The 18,915-nt window shown below is 70.9% G+C and carries 21 protein-coding genes; 10 read left to right on the top strand and 11 right to left on the bottom strand.

Annotated elements, in window-relative coordinates; translation table 11 throughout:
* The gene (locus tag ACWD0F_RS06955; RefSeq protein ID WP_449872987.1) at positions 1-627 is read left to right on the top strand and encodes a DJ-1/PfpI family protein; all 627 of its coding nucleotides are present in this window, start codon (positions 1-3) and stop codon (positions 625-627) included.
* Between the two features lie 665 nt (positions 628-1,292).
* Here the strand turns inward: ACWD0F_RS06955 and ACWD0F_RS06960 are convergent.
* Complete coding sequence (locus ACWD0F_RS06960) at positions 1,293-1,901, bottom strand: ArsR/SmtB family transcription factor (protein WP_449873556.1); 609 nt, start codon at positions 1,899-1,901, stop codon at positions 1,293-1,295.
* A gap of 67 nt (positions 1,902-1,968) precedes the next feature.
* Here ACWD0F_RS06960 and ACWD0F_RS06965 point away from each other — a divergent pair, with 67 nt between their 5' ends.
* Entirely contained in the window at positions 1,969-3,363 is a 1,395-nt protein-coding gene (locus tag ACWD0F_RS06965) for an MFS transporter (RefSeq protein WP_449872988.1), read from the top strand.
* A 56-nt stretch (positions 3,364-3,419) separates the two neighbouring features.
* Entirely contained in the window at positions 3,420-4,226 is an 807-nt protein-coding gene (locus tag ACWD0F_RS06970) for a serine/threonine-protein kinase (RefSeq protein ID WP_449872989.1), read from the top strand.
* A 79-nt stretch (positions 4,227-4,305) separates the two neighbouring features.
* Here the strand turns inward: ACWD0F_RS06970 and ACWD0F_RS06975 are convergent, their stop codons facing one another.
* Entirely contained in the window at positions 4,306-5,064 is a 759-nt protein-coding gene (locus ACWD0F_RS06975) for a lysophospholipid acyltransferase family protein (RefSeq protein ID WP_449872990.1), read from the bottom strand.
* Positions 5,057-5,383 (bottom strand): cytochrome P450, encoded by a 327-nt coding sequence (locus ACWD0F_RS06980; protein ID WP_449872991.1) that lies wholly within the window; start codon positions 5,381-5,383, stop codon positions 5,057-5,059. Before ACWD0F_RS06980 ends, ACWD0F_RS06975 begins: the two co-directional genes overlap by 8 nt.
* 136 nt (positions 5,384-5,519) lie before the next feature.
* Between ACWD0F_RS06980 and dhaK the strand changes: the two genes are divergently transcribed.
* The 3 genes from dhaK (at position 5,520) to ACWD0F_RS06995 (ending at position 7,624) form a co-directional block, all read left to right on the top strand.
* The gene (gene dhaK, locus ACWD0F_RS06985) at positions 5,520-6,500 is read left to right on the top strand and encodes a dihydroxyacetone kinase subunit DhaK (protein WP_449872992.1); all 981 of its coding nucleotides are present in this window, start codon (positions 5,520-5,522) and stop codon (positions 6,498-6,500) included.
* Positions 6,500-7,138: a dihydroxyacetone kinase subunit DhaL gene (dhaL, locus tag ACWD0F_RS06990; protein ID WP_449872993.1), complete on the top strand. Its 639-nt coding sequence runs from the start codon at positions 6,500-6,502 to the stop codon at positions 7,136-7,138. Before dhaK ends, dhaL begins: the two co-directional genes overlap by 1 nt.
* 111 nt (positions 7,139-7,249) lie before the next feature.
* The gene (locus tag ACWD0F_RS06995; RefSeq protein ID WP_449872994.1) at positions 7,250-7,624 is read left to right on the top strand and encodes a PTS-dependent dihydroxyacetone kinase phosphotransferase subunit DhaM; all 375 of its coding nucleotides are present in this window, start codon (positions 7,250-7,252) and stop codon (positions 7,622-7,624) included.
* Between the two features lie 196 nt (positions 7,625-7,820).
* Here ACWD0F_RS06995 and ACWD0F_RS07000 read toward each other — a convergent pair whose 3' ends face one another.
* The 8 genes from ACWD0F_RS07000 to ACWD0F_RS07035 all read right to left on the bottom strand — a co-directional run bounded on the left by ACWD0F_RS07000 (position 7,821) and on the right by ACWD0F_RS07035 (position 14,577).
* Entirely contained in the window at positions 7,821-8,594 is a 774-nt protein-coding gene (locus ACWD0F_RS07000) for a cyclase family protein (RefSeq protein ID WP_449872995.1), read from the bottom strand.
* A 60-nt stretch (positions 8,595-8,654) separates the two neighbouring features.
* Entirely contained in the window at positions 8,655-9,467 is an 813-nt protein-coding gene (locus ACWD0F_RS07005; RefSeq protein WP_449872996.1) for a carbohydrate ABC transporter permease, read from the bottom strand.
* Between the two features lie 73 nt (positions 9,468-9,540).
* Complete coding sequence (locus ACWD0F_RS07010; protein ID WP_449872997.1) at positions 9,541-10,437, bottom strand: carbohydrate ABC transporter permease; 897 nt, start codon at positions 10,435-10,437, stop codon at positions 9,541-9,543.
* Positions 10,434-11,705 carry an ABC transporter substrate-binding protein gene (locus tag ACWD0F_RS07015; protein WP_449872998.1) on the bottom strand — a complete coding sequence of 424 codons (1,272 nt, stop codon included), beginning with the start codon at positions 11,703-11,705 and terminating at the stop codon, positions 10,434-10,436. Before ACWD0F_RS07015 ends, ACWD0F_RS07010 begins: the two co-directional genes overlap by 4 nt.
* On the bottom strand, positions 11,702-13,009 hold the full coding sequence (gene melA, locus ACWD0F_RS07020) for an alpha-galactosidase (protein ID WP_449872999.1): 1,308 nt from the start codon (positions 13,007-13,009) through the stop codon (positions 11,702-11,704). The genes ACWD0F_RS07015 and melA overlap by 4 nt, the downstream gene beginning before the upstream one ends.
* Complete coding sequence (locus tag ACWD0F_RS07025; RefSeq protein WP_449873000.1) at positions 13,006-13,212, bottom strand: carbohydrate kinase family protein; 207 nt, start codon at positions 13,210-13,212, stop codon at positions 13,006-13,008. The genes melA and ACWD0F_RS07025 overlap by 4 nt, the downstream gene beginning before the upstream one ends.
* Positions 13,213-13,494: 282 nt before the next feature.
* Complete coding sequence (locus ACWD0F_RS07030) at positions 13,495-14,127, bottom strand: hypothetical protein (protein WP_449873001.1); 633 nt, start codon at positions 14,125-14,127, stop codon at positions 13,495-13,497.
* 21 nt (positions 14,128-14,148) lie between these two features.
* Entirely contained in the window at positions 14,149-14,577 is a 429-nt protein-coding gene (locus tag ACWD0F_RS07035) for a CBS domain-containing protein (protein ID WP_449873002.1), read from the bottom strand.
* A gap of 136 nt (positions 14,578-14,713) precedes the next feature.
* Between ACWD0F_RS07035 and ACWD0F_RS07040 the strand changes: the two genes are divergently transcribed.
* From ACWD0F_RS07040 to ACWD0F_RS07055, 4 genes are all read left to right on the top strand, one after another.
* A complete protein-coding gene (locus ACWD0F_RS07040) occupies positions 14,714-16,105 on the top strand; it encodes an aminopeptidase P family protein (protein ID WP_449873003.1) in 1,392 nt (463 codons plus the stop codon).
* A gap of 141 nt (positions 16,106-16,246) precedes the next feature.
* Positions 16,247-17,038: an MlaE family ABC transporter permease gene (locus tag ACWD0F_RS07045; RefSeq protein WP_449873004.1), complete on the top strand. Its 792-nt coding sequence runs from the start codon at positions 16,247-16,249 to the stop codon at positions 17,036-17,038.
* Positions 17,038-17,892 carry an ABC transporter permease gene (locus tag ACWD0F_RS07050; RefSeq protein WP_449873005.1) on the top strand — a complete coding sequence of 285 codons (855 nt, stop codon included), beginning with the start codon at positions 17,038-17,040 and terminating at the stop codon, positions 17,890-17,892. The genes ACWD0F_RS07045 and ACWD0F_RS07050 overlap by 1 nt, the downstream gene beginning before the upstream one ends.
* A gap of 3 nt (positions 17,893-17,895) precedes the next feature.
* Complete coding sequence (locus ACWD0F_RS07055) at positions 17,896-18,915, top strand: MCE family protein (RefSeq protein WP_449873006.1); 1,020 nt, start codon at positions 17,896-17,898, stop codon at positions 18,913-18,915.

Here is an 18,915-nt window from a genome sequence, read left to right on the forward strand (position 1 = left end):
ATGCACGTCGCCATCCCCCTCTATCACCGCTATACCGCGCTGGACGCCGTCGGCCCCTACACCGTGCTGGCCTTCGCGCCTGACTGCACGGTCACATTCGTCGCCGCGCAGGCGGGCCCGGTGACCGACGACCGCGGCACGCTCACCCTGACCGCCACCGCCTCGTACGCCGACCTGCCCCGCCCCGACGTGATCGTCGTGCCCGGGGGCCTCGGCACCCTCGACGTCCTGTCCGACGAGGCCCTCGTCGGGTGGATCGCGCGGGCCCACGAGCACGCCACCTGGACCACCTCGGTCTGCAGCGGCTCGTTGCTGCTGGGGGCGGCGGGGCTGCTGACAGGGGTGAAGGCGACCTCCCACTGGGCCGTCATGGACCTGCTCACCCGGTACGGGGCCGAGCCGGTGAACGAGCGGGTCGTCACCGTCGGCAAGATCGTGACGGCCGCCGGGGTGTCGGCGGGGATCGACATGGCCCTGACGCTGCTGGCCCAGGCGCGTGACGAGGAGACGGCGAAGGCCGTGCAACTGGTGATCGAGTACGACCCGCAGCCGCCCTTCGACTGCGGCTCGGCGGCGTCGGCGCCGAAGGCGGTCATGGCGCGGGCGCTGGAGCTTCTGACGGGCTGATCCTGCGTCCCGGGCACTGGAGATTGGCGGGGCTGCTTGCGTTTCGGACGCCGGGGGTTTGCGGGGCTGCCTTCATTTCGGGCGTTCGAGGTTCTGGCGGGGGTGCTTCGTCCCGTTCGGGTGTGGAGCAGGAGGGCAACGGCGCCGCCGAGCTTTTGCCCGCTCCGTCGGCGACGCCGCGCCCAGCATGCCGACCCGCGCCCCTCGGCGTACCCGCCGTCCAGAGCACCGGCCAAGACCATCGTTCGACGCGCCGATCCCGAGCCTCGCGGTCAGGAGCCGCGAGGTCGGCGGCGCGTCCCGCTCCCGGACGCGGCCCCTGTCAGCCGTCCGCGAGATGCTCCTGCGTCCATGGAACGTTCCATCCCGGCTGGACGCGACCGTGGCCGGCCGCCGTGTCGCCGCAGCGTCCCATGTCGACTCCTTCGCCAGTGTGGTACCGCTCGAAAAAGGCCAGGTGACGATGGAGACTACGGGCTACGGGCGAACTTCGGCGTCAGGGCGGGCCCTAGGGATATCCCTAGGGTGCTCGCCCGGCCCACTGACATCATCGGCACAGGGGAGGAACGCCGCGGCGGCGGCCTGGCCGCTGCCGAGGTTGATCACGTCCGGCGGCGGACCGGCCTCCGCCTGGGCCGGCAGGTGTCAGACATGGGCCGGGCCGTTCACTCCTGCTCGTCCGCGCTTCCCACTATCGGGAGCACGTCGAAGTGCACGACGACATGACCGGTGGACGGATGGTGAGTAATCGGTGACTCGTCCACCCTCCGGTCCGATAGATCACGATATTTCTCCAGCACCTCGAGCACCTGATCCCGCAGCGCGCCGGTCTCCTCCGCCGTGAGCCGCAGGGACCGCCGCCCGAACGTACTGGCCTCCACCCACTCTGCGGGCGCGCCGGCCATGTCCTGCCGCCACCGGCCCAGCTCCTTGCCCCGCTGGCGCACCAGATCGTCCAGCAGGAACTCCATCGCGCTCCCCGCCTCCGGGTCCGGAGGCGGGTCACCGTAGCTGAACCCCCCTGGCACGAGGCGCCAGTATTTCTCCTTGCCCCGCCCCATCTCCGGAACGATCTCGATCATGCCGTGCTTGGCCAGCTCCCTCAGGTGATAGCTGGTCGCGCCGGTGTTCTGCCCCAGAAGGGCGGCGAGCCGGGTGGCCGTGGAAGGGCCGTGCTCGTCCAGCAGTTCGTGAATCCGCAACCGCAGCGGGTTGGCGAAGGACTTCAACGCGTTCGCGTCGAGCGTACGTCCGGAAAACCTCTTGCCCTTCATCTCATGCACGCCTATCTTTGCAAAGAAATCTATGCACACTTTTCCTTACACACTACAGGAGTCTGATGTGGCCGGTCTTGGGCGTTCGTTCGCTTTTCTGTGGTCGTCGACCGCGTTGTCCAACGTGGCGGACGGCGTGCTGAAGGTGGGCGCCCCGCTGCTGGCGGTGTCGATGACCCGCTCGCCCACCCTGGTCTCCCTGGTGGCTGCCGCCGCGACGGCGCCCTGGCTGCTGTTCGCGCTGCACGCGGGGGCGATCGCCGACCGAGCCGACCGCCGCCGCATCATGGCCCTGGCCAACGCCGCCCGCACCGCGATCCTGGCCGTGTCCGCGCTCCTGGCGATCCTCGGCCTGCTCGACCTGTGGGTCATGCTGGCGGCGGTGCTCGCGGCGAGCGTGAGCGAGGTCTTCGCCGACACCTCGGCTCAGTCCATCCTGCCCATGACGGTGCCGCCCGATCACCTGACCAGGGCCAACGGCCGCGTGTCCACCGCTCAGATGATCGGCAACGACTTCGTCGGCGCCCCGCTGGCGGGCCTCCTCGTGGCCGCCTTACCCACCGTCATCTTCGGCGCCCCCGCCCTGCTGTACGGAATCGCGGGCCTGCTCCTGCTGGGCATGCACGGCCGATACCGCTCGGCGGCCCCCCGAGACGGCCACCCTGCACGGCCTTCCGCCACCCTCCGGAAAACATCACACCCGCACGATTCCGCCCCCCGGACCGATCCCGTCTCTCGGAGCGGGGACCCCCGGCACGAGACCGGACCTCTGCACGGGGACGGCCCTCGGAGCGGGGGCGGCCGTCGCCCGATGCGGCAGGACATCGGCGAGGCACTGCGTTTCCTGTGGTCCCACAAGGTGCTGCGGAGCCTGGCGATCACGGCGGGCCTGCTCAACATGGCCAACGCCGCCTACTTCGCCGTCTTCGTCCTGTGGGCGGTCGGTGACGGGTCGCGGATGGGGCTGGAGCCGAACGAGTACGGCCTCATGACGACGGCCTTCGCCGTCGGGGCGGTGTTCGGGTCGCTGCTGTCCGGCCGGGCCGCAGGGCGCTTCGGAGAGCTCAGGACCCTCGTGGGGGCGTGGCTGGCCACCAGCCTGCTGCTCCTGGTGCCGGTGATCGTGCCCACCCCCTGGGCGCTCTATCCGACCGCCGTCGCCTGGGGACTGGTCAGCGCCGGGGGCAACGTGCTGGTGATCTCGGCCAGGCAACGCCTGATCCCGTCCGAATTGCTCGGGAGGGTCAATTCGGCATACCGCCTCGTCGGGATGGGCGGGATGCCGCTGGGAGCGGCGCTCGGCGGCGTGGTGGCCGAGTTTGTGGGGCTTGGAGCCGTTCTGGTGGGCGCCGCAGGAGTATGTTTGGTGGCGGTCGGGCTAGTGTGGCGCGCCCTGTCGGAGCAAATTTCTAAGCCGTTGACCAGCGCGCCCGCACTTCCTGACATATCCAGATCACGTTAGGCACCCTAGAGCCTGTACGAAGGTGACATGATTATCCCCGAGCTTGAGGGGATGGTATGCGGGAGATCGGCGGACGGTACCTCCTGAATGAGGAGGCCGGTCGTGGGGGTATGGGAGTCGTCTGGCGGGCATTCGATCAGCTCCTCCACCGTACGGTGGCGCTCAAGGAGCTGACCTTGGCCGGTGAGGCCGAGATGGTGCGCCGCCGGGTGCTGCGCGAGGCCAGGATGGCTGCTGGGCTGTCGCACCCCAACATCGTCACGGTGCACGACCTGATCGAGGAGGGCGGCAAGCTCTGGATCGTCATGGAGTACCTCGATGGGCTCTCCTTGCACCAGTTGCTCTCCCAAGTGGGCACGCTGCCCGCGCAGTCGGTGGCCGCGATCGGGCAGCACCTGCTCGCCGCGCTGCGCACCGCTCATCAGGCGGGTGTGCTCCACCGTGACGTGAAACCCGCCAACGTCATGCTGACCGGCGACCGGGTGGTGCTGACCGACTTCGGCATCGCCACCGCTGAAGGCGACATCCGGATGACGACGTCGCGGCGACTGCGCGGCACGCCCGCGTTCATGGCGCCCGAGCGGCTGCGGGGCGGGCCTGCCAGCAAGGAGGCCGACATGTGGTCCTTCGGCGCCACGCTCTACAGCGCCGTCGAGGGCCAGCCGCCCTATCCCGGCCAGGACGCCGCGACAGTGCTCGGCATGGCCAGGAGCGGGCCCTATCCGCCGGCCCGGCGTGCCGGGGTGATGCGGCCGCTCATCGAGGGCCTCCTGCACAACGACCCGGTGCGCCGGTTCACGCCGGAGCAGACGGCTGGGTTGCTGGCCGGCATGCGGGCCAGCACCTATCAGGCCGCCATCTGAGCAACGCCCAGAGAGCACGGCGCACCGCCACGGCCCGATCGAGGGGCCGGTCGCAGGGCCGTGGGCGGGGCAGGGTGTGTCAGTCTGCGGTGTCCTGGGTCTTCGCCCTGGCCTCGGCTTCGGCGGCGTCCAGGGCGGCGGCCTCTTCCGGGGTGGGTGCGGTGCCGCCGAGGTGGGTCGGTTGCCACCACGCTCCGGGTGAGATCTCCGGGTAGGTGCGCTGCGCCCGGTCCAGCAACTCCGACATCCGCGCGTGCAGGTCGGCGGTGTGGTCGTTGACGTTCTCGCCCCGCTTGGGATGCATCGGCTCGCCCACCAGGATGGTCAGCGGCACGTGGCGCTGCAGCAGGTTCCGGGGCCGGCCCTTGGTCCACAGGCGCTGACTGCCCCAGAGGGCCACCGGGATGAGGGGCACGTTGGTCGCCTGCGCCATCCGGATGGCGCCGCTCTTGATCTCCTTGACCGTGAAGGAACGGCTGATCGTCGCCTCGGCGAACACGCCGACCACCTCGCCGGCCTTCAGCATGCGCAGCGCGGTGGCGTACGAGCCGGCGCCGGCGCCGCGGTCGACCGGGATGTGGTGCATCCCGCGCATCAACGGCCCCGAGATCCGGTGGTCGAACACGTCCTGCTTGGCCATGAACCGCACCAGCCGCTTCGACGGCAGCGCGCCGAACCCGGCGAAGATGAAGTCGAGGTAACTGATGTGGTTGCTCACCAGCACCGCGCCCCCAGTCCGCGGCACGTGCTCGGTCCCTTCCATGTGGAAGCGGACGTCCAGCACGCGAAAGAGGGTCCGCGCGGCGGCGATCACCGGCGGGTACACGATCTCAGCCATGAGCAGAAGGTAGCCTACTCAGGTGGGCTTGACGGTAGTCGGGAGGCTCACCACCCCCCCGTACATTGCCGTGCGCCGTTCTCTTGATCTTCGTCTGGTCGATGTCGTAGTCGGGTGAGACGGCCCGCGTCAGCTCCTCCAGGGCCACCCGGCCTTCGAGACGGGCGAGGGGCGCGCCGAGGCAGCAGTGGCGGCCGGCGCCGAAGCTGATGGACCGGCCGGTGTCACGGGTGAGGTCGTAGACGTCCGGGTCGGGGAAGACGCTCTCGTCCCGGTTGGCCGAGCCGATCAGCAACCACATCCTGGCGTTCTCCGGCACGAGGGTGCCGTACCACTCCGTGGGCCGGGTGAGGCGGCGGGCGGTGCCGTGCGCGGATCGTACGGGTGGTAGGCGACGTCCACCCGCCCACGCTACGACGCTTGCGCGGTGATGAAAACGGGCAGATGTTCTGACCATGAAGAAGCTCATCAACACGGCAGACTCCGTCGTTGAGGACGCGCTGACCGGCATGGCCGCGGCCCATCCCACGCTGCGGATCCGTGACCGGGTGGTCTACCGGGCCGAGGGCCCCCGCCGGGGGAAGGTGGGCCTGGTGTCGGGCGGCGGCTCCGGGCACGAGCCACTGCACGCCGGGTTCGTCGGCCACGGCATGCTCGACGCGGCCTGCCCCGGCGAGATCTTCACCTCCCCGGTGCCCGACCAGGTCATCGACGCCACCAGGGCCGTGGACGGCGGCGCCGGCGTGCTGCACGTGGTGAAGAACTACACCGGCGACGTGCTCAACTTCGAGATGGCCGCGGAGCTGGTCGAGGACGTCGAGGTGGCGAGCGTGCTGGTCGACGACGACGTGGCCGTGCAGGACTCCCTCTATACGGCGGGCCGCCGCGGCACCGGGGCGACGGTGTTCGTGGAGAAGGCCGCGGGCGCGCTGGCCGAGCAGGGCGCGCCGCTGGCCCAGGTGGCGGCCGTGGCCGCCGAGGTGAACGAGCGCAGCAGGTCGTTCGGCATCGCGCTCACCTCGTGTACGACACCGTACGCGGGCAAGCCGACGTTCGACCTGCCGGAGACGGACGTGGAGCTGGGCATCGGCATCCACGGCGAGCCGGGGCGGGCACGGGTGCCGATGGGCCCGGCGCGTGAGCTGGCCCGGCTCGCCATGGAGGCGATCCACGGCGACCTGCCGCTCCGCGGCGACCTGCTCGTCATGGTGAACGGCATGGGCGGCACGCCCCTCATGGAGCTGTATGTCGTGTTCGGGGAGGTGGCGGAGTTCGTCAAGGGCAAGGGGGCGCGGGTGTCGCGTTCGCTGGTGGGCAACTACGTGACGAGCCTGGACATGCAGGGCTTCTCGGTGTCGATCTGCCTGCTCGACGACACGCTGACCCGCCTGTGGGACGCGCCGGTGGAGACGCCGGGCCTGCGGTGGGGGCGGTGATGGAGTCGGACGTGTTCGTGGCCTGGTTCGAGGAGGCGGGGCGGCTGGTGCACCGCGACCGCGACCGGCTGACCGAGCTCGACGCCGCCATCGGCGACGCCGACCACGGCGCCAACCTCGACCGCGGCCTCACCGAGGTGGGCAAGGCGCTGGCCGGCGCGCCGCCCGAGTCGCCGGCGCAGGTGCTGCTGACCGCCGGCACGACGCTGATCCGCCGCGTCGGTGGCGCGTCGGGACCGCTGTACGGGTCGGTGTTCCGGCAGATGGGCAAGACGCTGGCCGGCTCATCGCCCGAGACTCCGGCACCGGTGACGCTGGCAGTCTTCGCGGGGGCGTTCGAGGAGGGCGTCGTGGCGGTCGAGCGGCTGGGCAAGGCCGCGCTGGGCGACAAGACCATGGTCGACGCGCTGGCTCCCGCCTCGCGGGCGCTGGCCCTGGCGGTGCGGGACGGGATAGGCGTGCACGAGGCGTTCGAGCAGGCGGCCCGCGCGGCCGAGGAGGGGGCGCAGGCGACGATCCCGATGCGGGCGCGCAAGGGGCGGGCCAGCTATCTCGGCGAGCGCAGCATCGGGCACGAGGACCCGGGGGCGGCCTCGGCGGCGCTGTTCATGGCGGCGCTGGCGTCCGTGGTCGCCTGATGGCGGGGCTTGTCCCGGCCGCGCACACTGCGGCGCCGACGTCCGGGGGCGCCTGATGGTGGGGCTTGTGCCGGCCGCGCACACTGCGGCGCCGACGTCCGGGGGCACCTGATGGTGGGGCTTGTGCTGGTCTCGCACAGTGCGGGGCTCGCGGTGGAGGCGGCGGCGCTGGTCAAAGGGATCGCGGGAGCCGGCACGCCGGTGGCGGCGGCGGGTGGGACGGAGGACGGCGGGCTGGGCACCAGCCTGGACCTCATCGAGGCGGCGGTGAGCGCCGTCGACCAGGGTGACGGGGTGGTGCTCATCCCTGATCTGGGCAGCTCGGTGCTGACCGCCCGCCTGGTGGCGGAGGCGGGGCGGGTGGTGGTGGCGGACGTGCCGTTCGTGGAGGGGGCGATCGCGGCGGCGGTGGCGGCGGGTGCGGGCCTGCCGCTGGCCGGCGTCCTGGAGGCGGCCGAGGACGCCCGCACCTTCCGCAAGCTGTGAGACGGCGCGGGCACAGGCCGTAAGGCCAGCACAGGACGCAAGCCCTGAGACGGCATCGGCGCAGCCGGAAGACCGGCGCGGGGCGCCATCCGTGAGACGGCGCGGGGCCCCTGGCCCGTGGGCCGCGTGGCCTGCTGGGTCGCGGGGCTCTTCAGCCACGCGGCCACGCCGCCCACGTCGTCGGGCTCGGGGCCGGTCAGCGCTCCACGAGGGCGAGCACGCGTACGGGGCTGCCGGAGCCGCCCACGATCGGCAGCGGCGGGGCGACCACGACGGAGCCCGTCACGGGCAGGCGGTCGAGGTTGCGGAGCTGCGTGAGGCCGTACTTGCCCGCGCCCAGCAGGAACGAGTGGCACGGGAAGGCGGGGTCGAAGGAGTGGGCGGCGCCCGCGTCGGTGCCGACGGTCTCGACGCCGAGCCCGAGGATGGGCGTCTCCGAGGCCAGCCAGGAGGCGCACTCCACCGAGATGCCGGGTGTGTGGGAGCCGCTCTCGTCGGCGTTCAGGAAGGCGGCCTGGTCGGCGGAGCGGGCGTCCCAGCCGGTGCGGTAGAGCAGCCAGCCGCCCTCGGGCAGCGGCCCGTTGGCGCGCTCCCATTCCTTCACGTGCTCGATCCGGAGCAGGAAGTCGGGGTCCTTGGACGCCTCGGCGGCGAAGTCGAGCACGACCGCGGGCGCGATCAGGCTGCGCGCGGGCACCTGGGAGACGTCCTCGCCGTCGCGGGCGGTGACCCAGTGGACGGGGGCGTCGAAGTGCGTGCCGGAGTGCTCACCCGTGTGGATGTCGTTCCAGTACCAGGCCGGGCCGCGGTCGTCGTAACGGCTGATCTCCTCCAGCCGGAACGGGATCGTGTTGCCGAACGGCTCCGGCAACTGGAGGATCGGCGTCTCGGACGTCAGGGGCGCGGTGAGGTCGACGACCTCGATCGCGCCGTTGCGCACACTGTCCACGAAGCTCTGCAACACCGACATGGCATCCTCCTTGGTGGGCTGAGCGCATCCTCCTACGCCCGGATGACCAGTGCAAACGGCTCAGCCTTTGAGCCCGCTGAAACTCATCGTGGCCACGAAATGGCGCTGCGCCAGGACGAAGGCGGCCACGAGGGGCAGCACGGCGACGACGTTCCCGGCCATCAGCGCCGACCACTCCGTGTGCCGGGCTCCGGCGAACGTGGCCAGGCCGAGCTGCAGCGTGTAGCTGCCTTCGGAGGAGATGGCGATGAGCGGCCAGATGAGGTCGTTCCAGGAGCCGAGCAGCGTGAACACCACCAGGGTCGCCAGCGCGGGCCTGGCCAGCGGCAGCACCACCCTGAAGAACACGCCGAGCCGGGAGCAGCCGTCGATGGTGGCGGCCTCCTCCAGCTCCTTGGGCAGGGACAGGAAGAACTGCCGCATGAGGAAGACGCCGAACGCCGACGCCAGCCACGGCACGATGGCCGCGCCCAGCGTGTCGATCAGCCCCATGTTCTTGAACAGCAGGAACGTGGGGATCATGAGCACCTGGGCGGGCACCATGATGGTGGCCATGACCGCGGCGAAGGCCACGGCGCGCCCGCGGAAGCGCAGCCGGGCGAAGCCGTACCCGGCCAGGGAGCAGAGCACGACGTGGCCGAGGACGGCGGCGCCGGCCACGATCAGCGTGTTCGCCAGCCAGAGGGGATAGTCGTCCTCGGTGAGGATGCGGGTGAAGCCGGCGAGACTGACGTGCTCGGGCCAGAGTTTGGGCGGGTAGGTGTTGATGTCGCGGTCCGGCATGAACGCGGTCAGCACCATCCACACCAGCGGCGCCACGAACAGCAGCGCGGCCGGCATCAGGACCAGGTGGGCGAGGTGACGGCGCTTCATCCGGCGCTCCCGGACGAGATCACGCGGCACCCGCGCGAGAGCGACGCCGGCCGGCGTCTCAGTGAGAGCGAGGTCATCTGGCGCTCCTCCACAGGACGGCGCCCGACACGGCGAGCGTCACCAGGAACAGGACGTAGGCGATGGCCGTGCCGTAGCCGGAGTGGAAGAGCTGGAAGGCCTGCCGGTAGAGGTAGAACACGATCGTCGTCGTCGAGTCCAGCGGCTGGCCCTTCGTGGTGGTGTAGACGAGGTCGAAGAGCTGCAGCGCGGTGATCGTCTGCCAGATCAGCAGGAACACCGTGGCGGGCCGCAGTTGCGGCAGCACGACGTGGCGCAGCACGTGCCGGCCCGCGCCGCCGTCCACCTTGGCCGCCTCGACCAGCTCGCGCGGGATGTCCTGCACCGCGGCCAGGTACACCACGGCGGGCATGCCCACGCCGCCCCAGAGCGAGATCAGGACCAGCGTGAGCATCGCCTGGCCGGGGTCCTGCAGGAATCCCATGGCGGGCAGGCCGAGCACCTTGAGCCCGGCGTTGACGATGCCGAAGTCGGGGTCGAAGACGAAGTTGGCCAGGATGCCGGTGGCGGCGGCGGAGACGACGTACGGGACGAAGAAGCAGGTGCGGTAGAACCCGATGAGCCGGATCCGCAGGTTCAGCGCCAGGGCGAGGACCAGCCCGAGCGCCACCGAGCCGGGCACGAAGAGCACGCTGTAGAGCAGCGTGTGCCCGGCCGCCGCGGCCAGCTCGGTGTCGCCGAGCAGGTCGGCGTAGTTGCCCAGGCCGACGAAGTCGCCGCCGGTGAGCAGGTCGCCGTCCCGCAGCGAGAGCAGCAGCGCCCAGACCGCGGGAAAGAGGCTCAGTCCGACGATCACCAGCGTCGCGGGCAGGACGAAGCCCCACCCGGTCAGCTCGATCAGCCGGCGCCGCCGCGCCGGCGGGCGGCCCACCCGGGCCGCCGCCAGGGTCATCGCGCGCGCCCGAGGACGGTGTCCGCATCGGTGGCGGCCTTGGCCAGGGCCTCCCCCGCGGGTGTGCCGCCGACCATGGCCTGCCCGATCGCGTTGCCGACCTTCTCCGAGAACTCCGGGTAGGCGGGCACGTGCGGCCTGGCCTGCTTGGCGTTGTCCAGGTTCGCGGTGAAGACGTCGATGCCGGGGATGTCCTTGACGAACTTCTGGTACGCCGGCAGCGCGGTCGTCGCCTTGCGGATCGGCAGGTTCCCCAGGCCGAGCGTCCACCGGGCGTCCTGTTCGGGCCGGGTGAGCCAGGTGAGGAAGCCGGCGGCGGCCTTGGCCCGGCGCGAGCCGTTGTCGAAGACGACCCAGTTGTCCGGCCCGGCGATGGTCTCGTGGTTGCCTTGGTAGCCGGGCAGCACCTGCACGCCGTACGTCACCTTGTGGGCGATGATGTCCAGCAGCGCGTACGGCCCGGCGACGATCATGCCGATCTTGCCGCTCTGGAACAGGGGCAGGAACTTCTCCCCGTTCTGATCCAGATAGACGGATTTATCCTGACGAGCCATGGCGCTCCACAGGTCGAGCGCCTGCGTCGCCTGCGGCGTGTTGAAGGCCGACTTCTTGCCGTCGGCCGTCAGGATCGAGCCGCCCTGCTGCCAGATCATCGGCCAGAACCGCCAGACGGTGTCCTCGGTGCCGGTCACCGGGTACGCGGTGCCGTACACGCCGTCCTTGGTCAGCTTCGCCGCCGCCGCCCGGAAGTCGTCCCAGGTCCAGTCCTCGGCCGGGTAGGCCAGCCCCACGTCGTCGAACAACTTCTTGTTGTAGATCACGGCCAGGTTGTCGACCAGGGCCGGGATGCCGACGACCTTGCCGTTCACCTCGGACACGGCCCGCTCCGACGGCCAGAAGTCGTCCCAGCCGAACTCCGGGGCCCGCACGGTGGCGGTCAGGTCGTAGACCTTCGGGTTCTGGGCCAGATGCGGCATCCACGTGCCGTACATGTAGGCGATGTCGGGCGCCTTGCCGCCGGCCAGGACCGCCTGCACCTTCTGCAGCATGTCGTCCACGTTCGTGGTGCCGACGGCGGGCACGATCTTCACATCGGGGTGGGCCTTGCCGTACTCGGCGGCCAGCTCCTCGATGACCTTGGCCTGGGTCTCGACCTGGCCGTGCCACCAGGTGACCTCGACCGGGCCGCTCGCGGGCTCCTCCGAGGAGCCGCAGGCGGTCAGCAGGCCCGCGACCAGGAGCAGCGCCACCGCGCGGTGCGTCCTCACGGCCGCCTCCTCGCGCCGCCCGGGCTGCGCAGGGAGACGGGGAGCAGGTCGCCGTGAGCCTCGAAGAGGGCGTCGCACAGGGCGTCGATCCGCTCCACGGTGAGGCTGGCGGCGGTGTTCGGGTCGGCCATCATCGCGTGCCGCACGTGCTCGGGGCGGCCTTCGGTGACGGCGCGGACGGTGAGCTCGTTGACGCCCACGTAGGCGCGGTTGAGCGCCGCGCACTGCGCGGGCAGGTCGTCGACCGCCAGGGGGCGGACGCCGAGCGCGTCGGCGACGCACGGCACCTCCACCACGCAGCCCTCGGGCAGGTTGCCGATCAGGCCGCTGTTGCGGACGTTGCCGTAGACGACCCGGCTCGTGCCGGTGGCGATGCTGTGGATGATCTGCGGGGCGTACTCCATCGTGCCCTCCACGGTGATCGGCTCGCCCGCTCTCAGTGCGTCGCGGGTGGCCTCGTACTGACGGACGTTCTCCTCGCTGATGCCGAGGTAGGCGCCGACGGGGATCCGCAGGCGCTCGATCTCGGCCTCGTCGTGCAGGTACCAGGGCACGTACTCGGAGGAGTGCTCGCTGGTCTCGGTCGGGTAGTAGCCGAGCCTGCGGTACATGTCCACGCGTACCCGGCGCAGCAGGCCGGGATCGCGGGCGATGGCCTCGTCCAGGCGCGGGTACAGGTCCTCGCCGCCGGCCTCGAACCGCAACATCCAGGACTGGTGGTTGACGCCCGCCGCGAGGTACGACACCTCCTCCTGCGGCACTCCGACCAGCTCGGCCAGGTCGTGGGCGGTCCAGTAGACGGAGTGGCAGAGCCCGACGACGTTGCGCACGGGGGTGGCCGCGGCCAGGTACCAGACGTTCATGGCCATCGGGTTGGTGTAGTTGAGCAGCCACGCCTCCGGGCACACCTCGGCCATGGCCCGCCCGATGCGGTCCAGGGCCGGGAACGTGCGCAGCGCGCGGAAGATGCCGCCGACCCCGATGGTGTCGGCGATGGTCTGGCGCAGCCCGAAGCGGGCGGGCACCTCGAAGTCGACGCGGGTGGCGTCGATCATGCCGACCTGGATCATGTTGATCGCGAAGTCCGCCCCTTCGAGGGCGCGGCGCAGGCCGGGGTGGGCGGAGACGGTGACCTTGCGGCCGGCGGCGATGACGTGGGCGGCGGCTTCCGCCGTGGCGAGCCGTTCCGGGTGGATGTCGTGCAGCGCCACCTCGAACGGCCCCAGGCCGGGCAGGGCGACCAGGTCGGCCAGCAGGCCCTGGGTGAACTCGACGCTGCCCGCGCCGAGGAAGACGATTTTCATAGCTCCTTCCACGTGGGTTGGGCGGCGGTGCCGCCGCCCGCCTGGGTCGAGCGGGATCCGCAGGTCACGGCCACGCGCAGGCATTCGGCCAGGCTCAGGCCGCGCAGCCGGGCGGCGATGAGGCCGGCGTTGAAGCCGTCACCGGCGCCGACCGTGTCGACGGGCCGCACGGCCTCGGCCGCGTTCGGGAGGAACACGTCCACCTCGGGCAGCCCGGCGGCGAGCGCCGGCTACAGGAAGGAGGCGTGGGCGGGGGCATGAGTGCGGCTGGACGCATGGACACTCCTCGCGAACGGATTAAGTTCGGATTTGTGGCGATGCGCGCTGTTCCGCACTCTCCGCTTGGCGCCCGCGCCAGGGACGCCGGAGTGGCGTGGCCCATAACCGCAGGGCCTCACGCCAGCACGCTCAGGCGTGCCTCCCTTCCTTGCCGCATACAATTGCGCGCTTCTGCTCCGTTGTCCAGACTTTGACGCACGAAAAGATCACGCTTTACCCCATTCCGCGCATCCGGCGGTCAGGAACGCCTTGTCCGTGCTCGCGATCGTGACCGTGGCGGCCCCCGTCGGCATGCCCGTGGCGATCTCACCACCGGTGACGGACCGCAGCCGGGCCCAGTAACAGGCAGGAGAGTTGTCGATGGGACCGGCCGTGCGGTAGGTGCCCGGCTGGATGTCCGTGCCGACGATCAGCGTGCGCATCGAGGCCAGGTTGATGCTGGGGAAACCACTGGGGACACCGCCGACCGCCCCGGTCTGACCTGGCGGGGTCTGCGTAGGCGCACCCTGGCCGGGCGGGCTCTGGACGGGCGCGCTCTGACCCGGCGGAGTCTGCACGGGCGCCGACGCGGCGGGGCCCGACTGGGTGGGCCCCGTCTGCGAAGGCCCCGTCTCCGCGGGCACGGCGGACTGCGCGGGCCCGGTCTCCTCGATCGTCACCGTGGTTCTGGGCGCGGCCTCCTCCGGCGTGGTCGTGCCCGCCCCGAAGCCCACGAACACGCCCAGGAGGAACCCGAGCAGCGCCGCGAGCCCGGAGACGAGCAGGATGATCGTCGGACTGCTCGTCGCGCGCGGAAACTCAGGAGCACGCGGATAGTCAGGTGGTGGCCCGTACATCACGGACCAAGCGTCCCATCACTGTCAACGGTGGAGGTAGTCGACGAGCGACGCCTTCTCCGTCTCCAGCTCTCCGATCGCGCTCTTGACCACGTCGCCGATGCTGACGATGCCCACGAGCCGGCCGTTCTCGACCACGGGCATGTGCCGGAACCGGTGTGTGGTCATGATCTGCCGCAGCGCGTCGACGTTCTCCGCCGGCCCGGCCGTGCGGACCTCGGTGGTCATGATCGCGGACACCGGGTCGTCGAGGACGGCGGCGCCGCGGTCGTGCAGGCGGCGCACCACGTCACGCTCGGAGACGATGCCCTGAATCGTGACGCCGTCGGTGGAGACCACCACGGCACCGATGTTGTGCTCCGCAAGCTCGGCCAGCAGCTCCCGCACGGTCGCCTCCGGCGCCACGGTCGTCACGTCGCTGCCCTTGTTGCGAAGGATCGTCCCGATGAGCATATGCACCACCTCTGCCCTCAGTCTTCCAGGCCACGTGTTCCGGCAAACAACCCTAGCGGGACGTAGTCGGCCGGTCCCGTAGGCTGCTTGCGGTACGGGATCCCGTACATACCCCAAAATGGCACAGGATGCATTGATGACCGAGTCGCTCAACACCGGAAGCCACGATCTGCCCATCACCGGCGAGCTGGCCGCGTTCATGCGGACCGGATGGGCGGGCACCCGCGCGACCGAGGTGAGCGCGCGGCCGATCGCGCCGTGGGCGGCCAAGCGCCGGGCCGCGCTGGCGGCCAGGTTCCCCGGTGAGCGGCTGGTGATCCCGTCGGGACGGCTCAAGGTGCGCAGCAACGACAGCGACTACCGGTTCAGGCCGCACAGCGCGTACTCGTATCTGACCGGGGCCGCCGAGTCGGACGACGTGCTGGTCATCGAGCCGTCCGGCGAGGCGGTGCTGTACGTCAGGCCGCGCGCGCCGCGCACCGAGGGCCAGGAGTTCTACCGCGACCGCCGCTACGGCGAGTTCTGGGCGGGGGCCCGGCCGGATCTGGCGGAGGCGGAGGAGCTGTACCAGGTGCGGTGCGCGCACATCCGCGACCTCGATCTCAAGGGCCCGGCGCGGGTGCTGCGCGGGGTGGACGCCGCGGTGGACGCGCGGGTGCCGCTGGGCGAGGGGGACGCCGGGCTGGAGACGTTCCTGGCCGAGATGCGGCTGGTCAAGGACGAGTGGGAGGTCGGCGAGCTGCAGTCGGCCGTGGACGCCACCGTGCGCGGCTTCGAGGACGTCGTGCGGGCGCTGCCCCAGGCGTTCGGGCAGCCGCGCGGCGAGCGGTATCTGGAGGGCGTGTTCGGGTTGCGCTCGCGGCTGGAGGGCAACGCGGCCGGCTACGACAGCATCGTGGCCTCCGGGGCGCACGCCTGCGTCCTGCACTGGATCCGCAACGACGGCGCCCTGAACCCCGATGATCTGCTGCTGCTGGACGCGGGCGTGGAGTCGGACACGCTCTACACCGCCGACGTCACGCGTACCTTCCCGCTGTCGGGGCGGTTCAGCGCCGTGCAGCGGCAGGCGTACGAGCTGGTCTACGAGGCCCAGACGGCGGCCATCGCCGCCCTGAGGCCGGGCGCCCGCTTCCGCGACTTCCACCAGACCGCCATGCGCGTCATCTGTGACGGCCTGCGCGACTGGGGCCTGCTGACGGACTCGACCGACACGCTCATGGAGACGGGCCTGTACCGGCGCTACACGCTGTGCAGCAGCGGCCACATGCTCGGCCTGGACGTGCACGACTGCGCGAAGTCGCGGTCGGAGGTCTACCTGGACGGCGTCCTGGAGGAGGGCCACGTCCTGACCGTGGAGCCGGGGCTCTACTTCCAGCCCGACGACCTGACGCTGCCCGAGGAGCTGCGCGGCATCGGCATCCGCATCGAGGACGACCTGGTCGTCACCGCCGACGGCGCCCGCCTGCTCTCCGCCGGGCTGCCCCGTCACCCGGACGAGATCGAGTCCTGGATGGGCGCTCTGGCGTAACGGCGCGGCCACGTTTCGTACCGGGCTGACAAGGTGTGACGGGCGTCTCATCCCTTTCGCGCAAATTCCCACCGAAGCGTCGACTACTGGACAGGCCGTCAGTAGGGTGACTCATCCGTAGGCGGCGGAGGTGGTCAGCTCATGGCCTGGTCCGGATACGTCGGACGCAGGGCCGGGTCGATGCTCGGTCAGGTCGGTGATCTGTTCGTCATCGTCCTGGAGGGGTTACGCCGGAGCTGGGACGTCAGGCACTGGTGGTGGGAGTTCGTCGGCCAGTGCTGGTTTCTCGCCCGCGTCACCAGCGTGCCCGTCCTGCTCGTCTCCCTGCCGCTCGGCGCGACCGTGGCGCTGCAGGTGGGCGAGCTGGCCTGGCAGCTCGGCGCCGGCTCGGCCACCGGCAGCGCGGTCTTCGTCGGCCTCATCCGCGAGGTGGCGCCGCTGGCCAGCGCGCTGCTGATCGCCGGGGCCGGCGGCAGCGCGATGACCTCCGACATCGGCGCGCGCCACATCCGCGACGAGCTGAGCGCGATGGAGGTCATGTCGGTCAACCCGATCCATCGCCTGGTCACGCCGCGCATGTGGGCGGCCAGCACGATCGCGGTGTGCCTGTGCCCGCTGGTCATCCTGGCGGGCGCGAGCGGCGGTTACTTCTTCAACGTGGTCGTCCAGGGCGTCACGCCCGGCGCGTACTTCGACGGGGCGCTGTCCCTGGTCGTCTCCTCCGACCTGTACGTCACGCTCTTCAAGGCCTGGATCTTCGGGTTCATCGCGGCGGCGGTCGCCTGCTACAAGGGCATGACCTGCGCGACCAGCCCCGTCGGCGTCGGACGGGCGGTCAACCAGGCGACCGTGGTGACGTTCATGCTGGTGTTCACCTTCAACTACGTGATCTCGGCCGTCTACTTCCTCGCCTATCCGCCGAGGTCGCTGTGATGGTGACGCGGACGGCCGGTCTCCGGCTCGCCCTGCGGGGGCGGGACGTCGCCGAGCGGTTCGCGACGCTGGCGGACTGGCCGCTGTTCGTGTGGAAGGTGCTGTTCTACTCCGTCCGCGACGTCGTGCTCAGGCTGCGCTACCTCAAGGTCGTGCTGCGGCAGGTCAGCGACGTCGTGGTGGGCGTCGGTGCGACGGTCATCGGCGGCGGCATGATCTTCGTGGTGTTCACGATGGCGTTCGTCGTCGGGGCGACCGTGGGCCTGCAGGGCTACCAGGGGCTGCAGGCGATCGGCGCGGAGTCGTTCATGGGGCTGGTGGGCAGCTTCGCCAACGTCCGCGAGATCACCCCGATCATCGCGGCCACGGCGCTGGCCGCGCAGGTCGGCTCGTCGTTCACGGCGGAGCTCGGCGCGATGCGCATCTCCGAGGAGATCGACGCGCTGGAGGTGATGGGCATCAACGCCTTCACCTACCTGATCTGCACCCGGGTGGTGGCGGCGCTGCTGGCGCTGATGCCGATCTACCTGATCGCGCTGTTCGCCAGTTTCTTCGCCACCCGGCTGATGTGCACGGTGCTGTTCGGCCTGGCGCCCGGCGTCTACGACTACTACTTCTACCTCTACCTGCCGATCAGCGACATCCTGTTCAGCGTCGCCAAGGTCGGCGTCTTCGCCTTCGCCGTCATCGTGATCCACTGCTACCACGGCTTCCACGCCACCGGCGGGCCGGTGGGCGTGGGCGTGGCGGCCGGGCGGGCCATCCGGCAGTCGATCGTCACGATCGTGCTGCTCAACCTGCTGCTGTCGTACCTGTTCTGGGGCGGCGGGGGCAACATCCACCTGGCGGTGTGAGCTGTGGCCCGATTCGAGCTCCCTCTCGCCGCCCGGGTCGGCATCGCGTTCGCCGTGCTCGCGGTGTTCGCGGCGGCGACGGTCTTCGTCGTACGCACGGCGAACGAGATCCGCGGCACCCGGATCGACGCGGTGTTCGGCCGGGCCGGGCAGGGCATGGACACCAACTCCCCGGTCAAGATCCGCGGCATCACGGTCGGCGACGTGACGAACGTGTCGCTCGACGCCAAGGGCCGGGCCGTGGTCACCATGCACATCGACCCCGGTGTCAGGGTGCCGCGCTCGGCGTCCGCCGTGGTCGAGCCGGCGTCGGTGTTCGGCCCCAAGTTCGTCAACCTGGAGCCCGGCTCCGGCGAGGCCACCGGCCCCTACCTGAGCAGCGGCGCCGTCATCACCGACACCAAGGATCCGCTCGACCTGTCCGACACGCTCGGCGACGCCTACCGGGGTCTGGACGCCGTCGACCCGCGCGAGGTCACGGTCATCGTGCACACCCTGGCCAAGGGGCTGGACGGCCAGGGTGAGACCCTGCGCGAGCTGATCGGCGACGCCGGGACCGTCGCCGGCGTGGCGCACCGCCGGCGGGGGCGGGCCCGGCAGTTCCTGCACGACGCCGCCCTGCTCGGCACGGCGTTGTCGGACAAGGGCGACGAGCTCGTCTCGGTCGCGTCCGACGTCAACGTCATCACCCCTGACCTGCTGAAACGCGCGGACAAGGTGCGCGTCCTGCTTCAGGAGATCACCTCGGTCTCCGGGCAGACCGCGCACGGCCTGGCCGCGCACCGGCGGGATCTGCGGGCGGGCGTGCACTCCGGCGAGCGGGTGGCCGCCCTCATCTACGCCCAGCTCGGCCTGGCCGGCGACGGCGTACGCGGCCTGAGCCGGCTGGTGAACCTGCTCAACGAGCTCATCGAGGCGCAGGGTCCGGGCGGCACCCGCCAGCTCCAGGTCGAGGCGTTCGTCGCGACCGACGTCTGCGAGCTGATCGTCGGCGCCTGCGGCCCCACCGACGGGAGGCGCTGA

The organism is Nonomuraea sp. NPDC002799 (assembly GCF_053592075.1).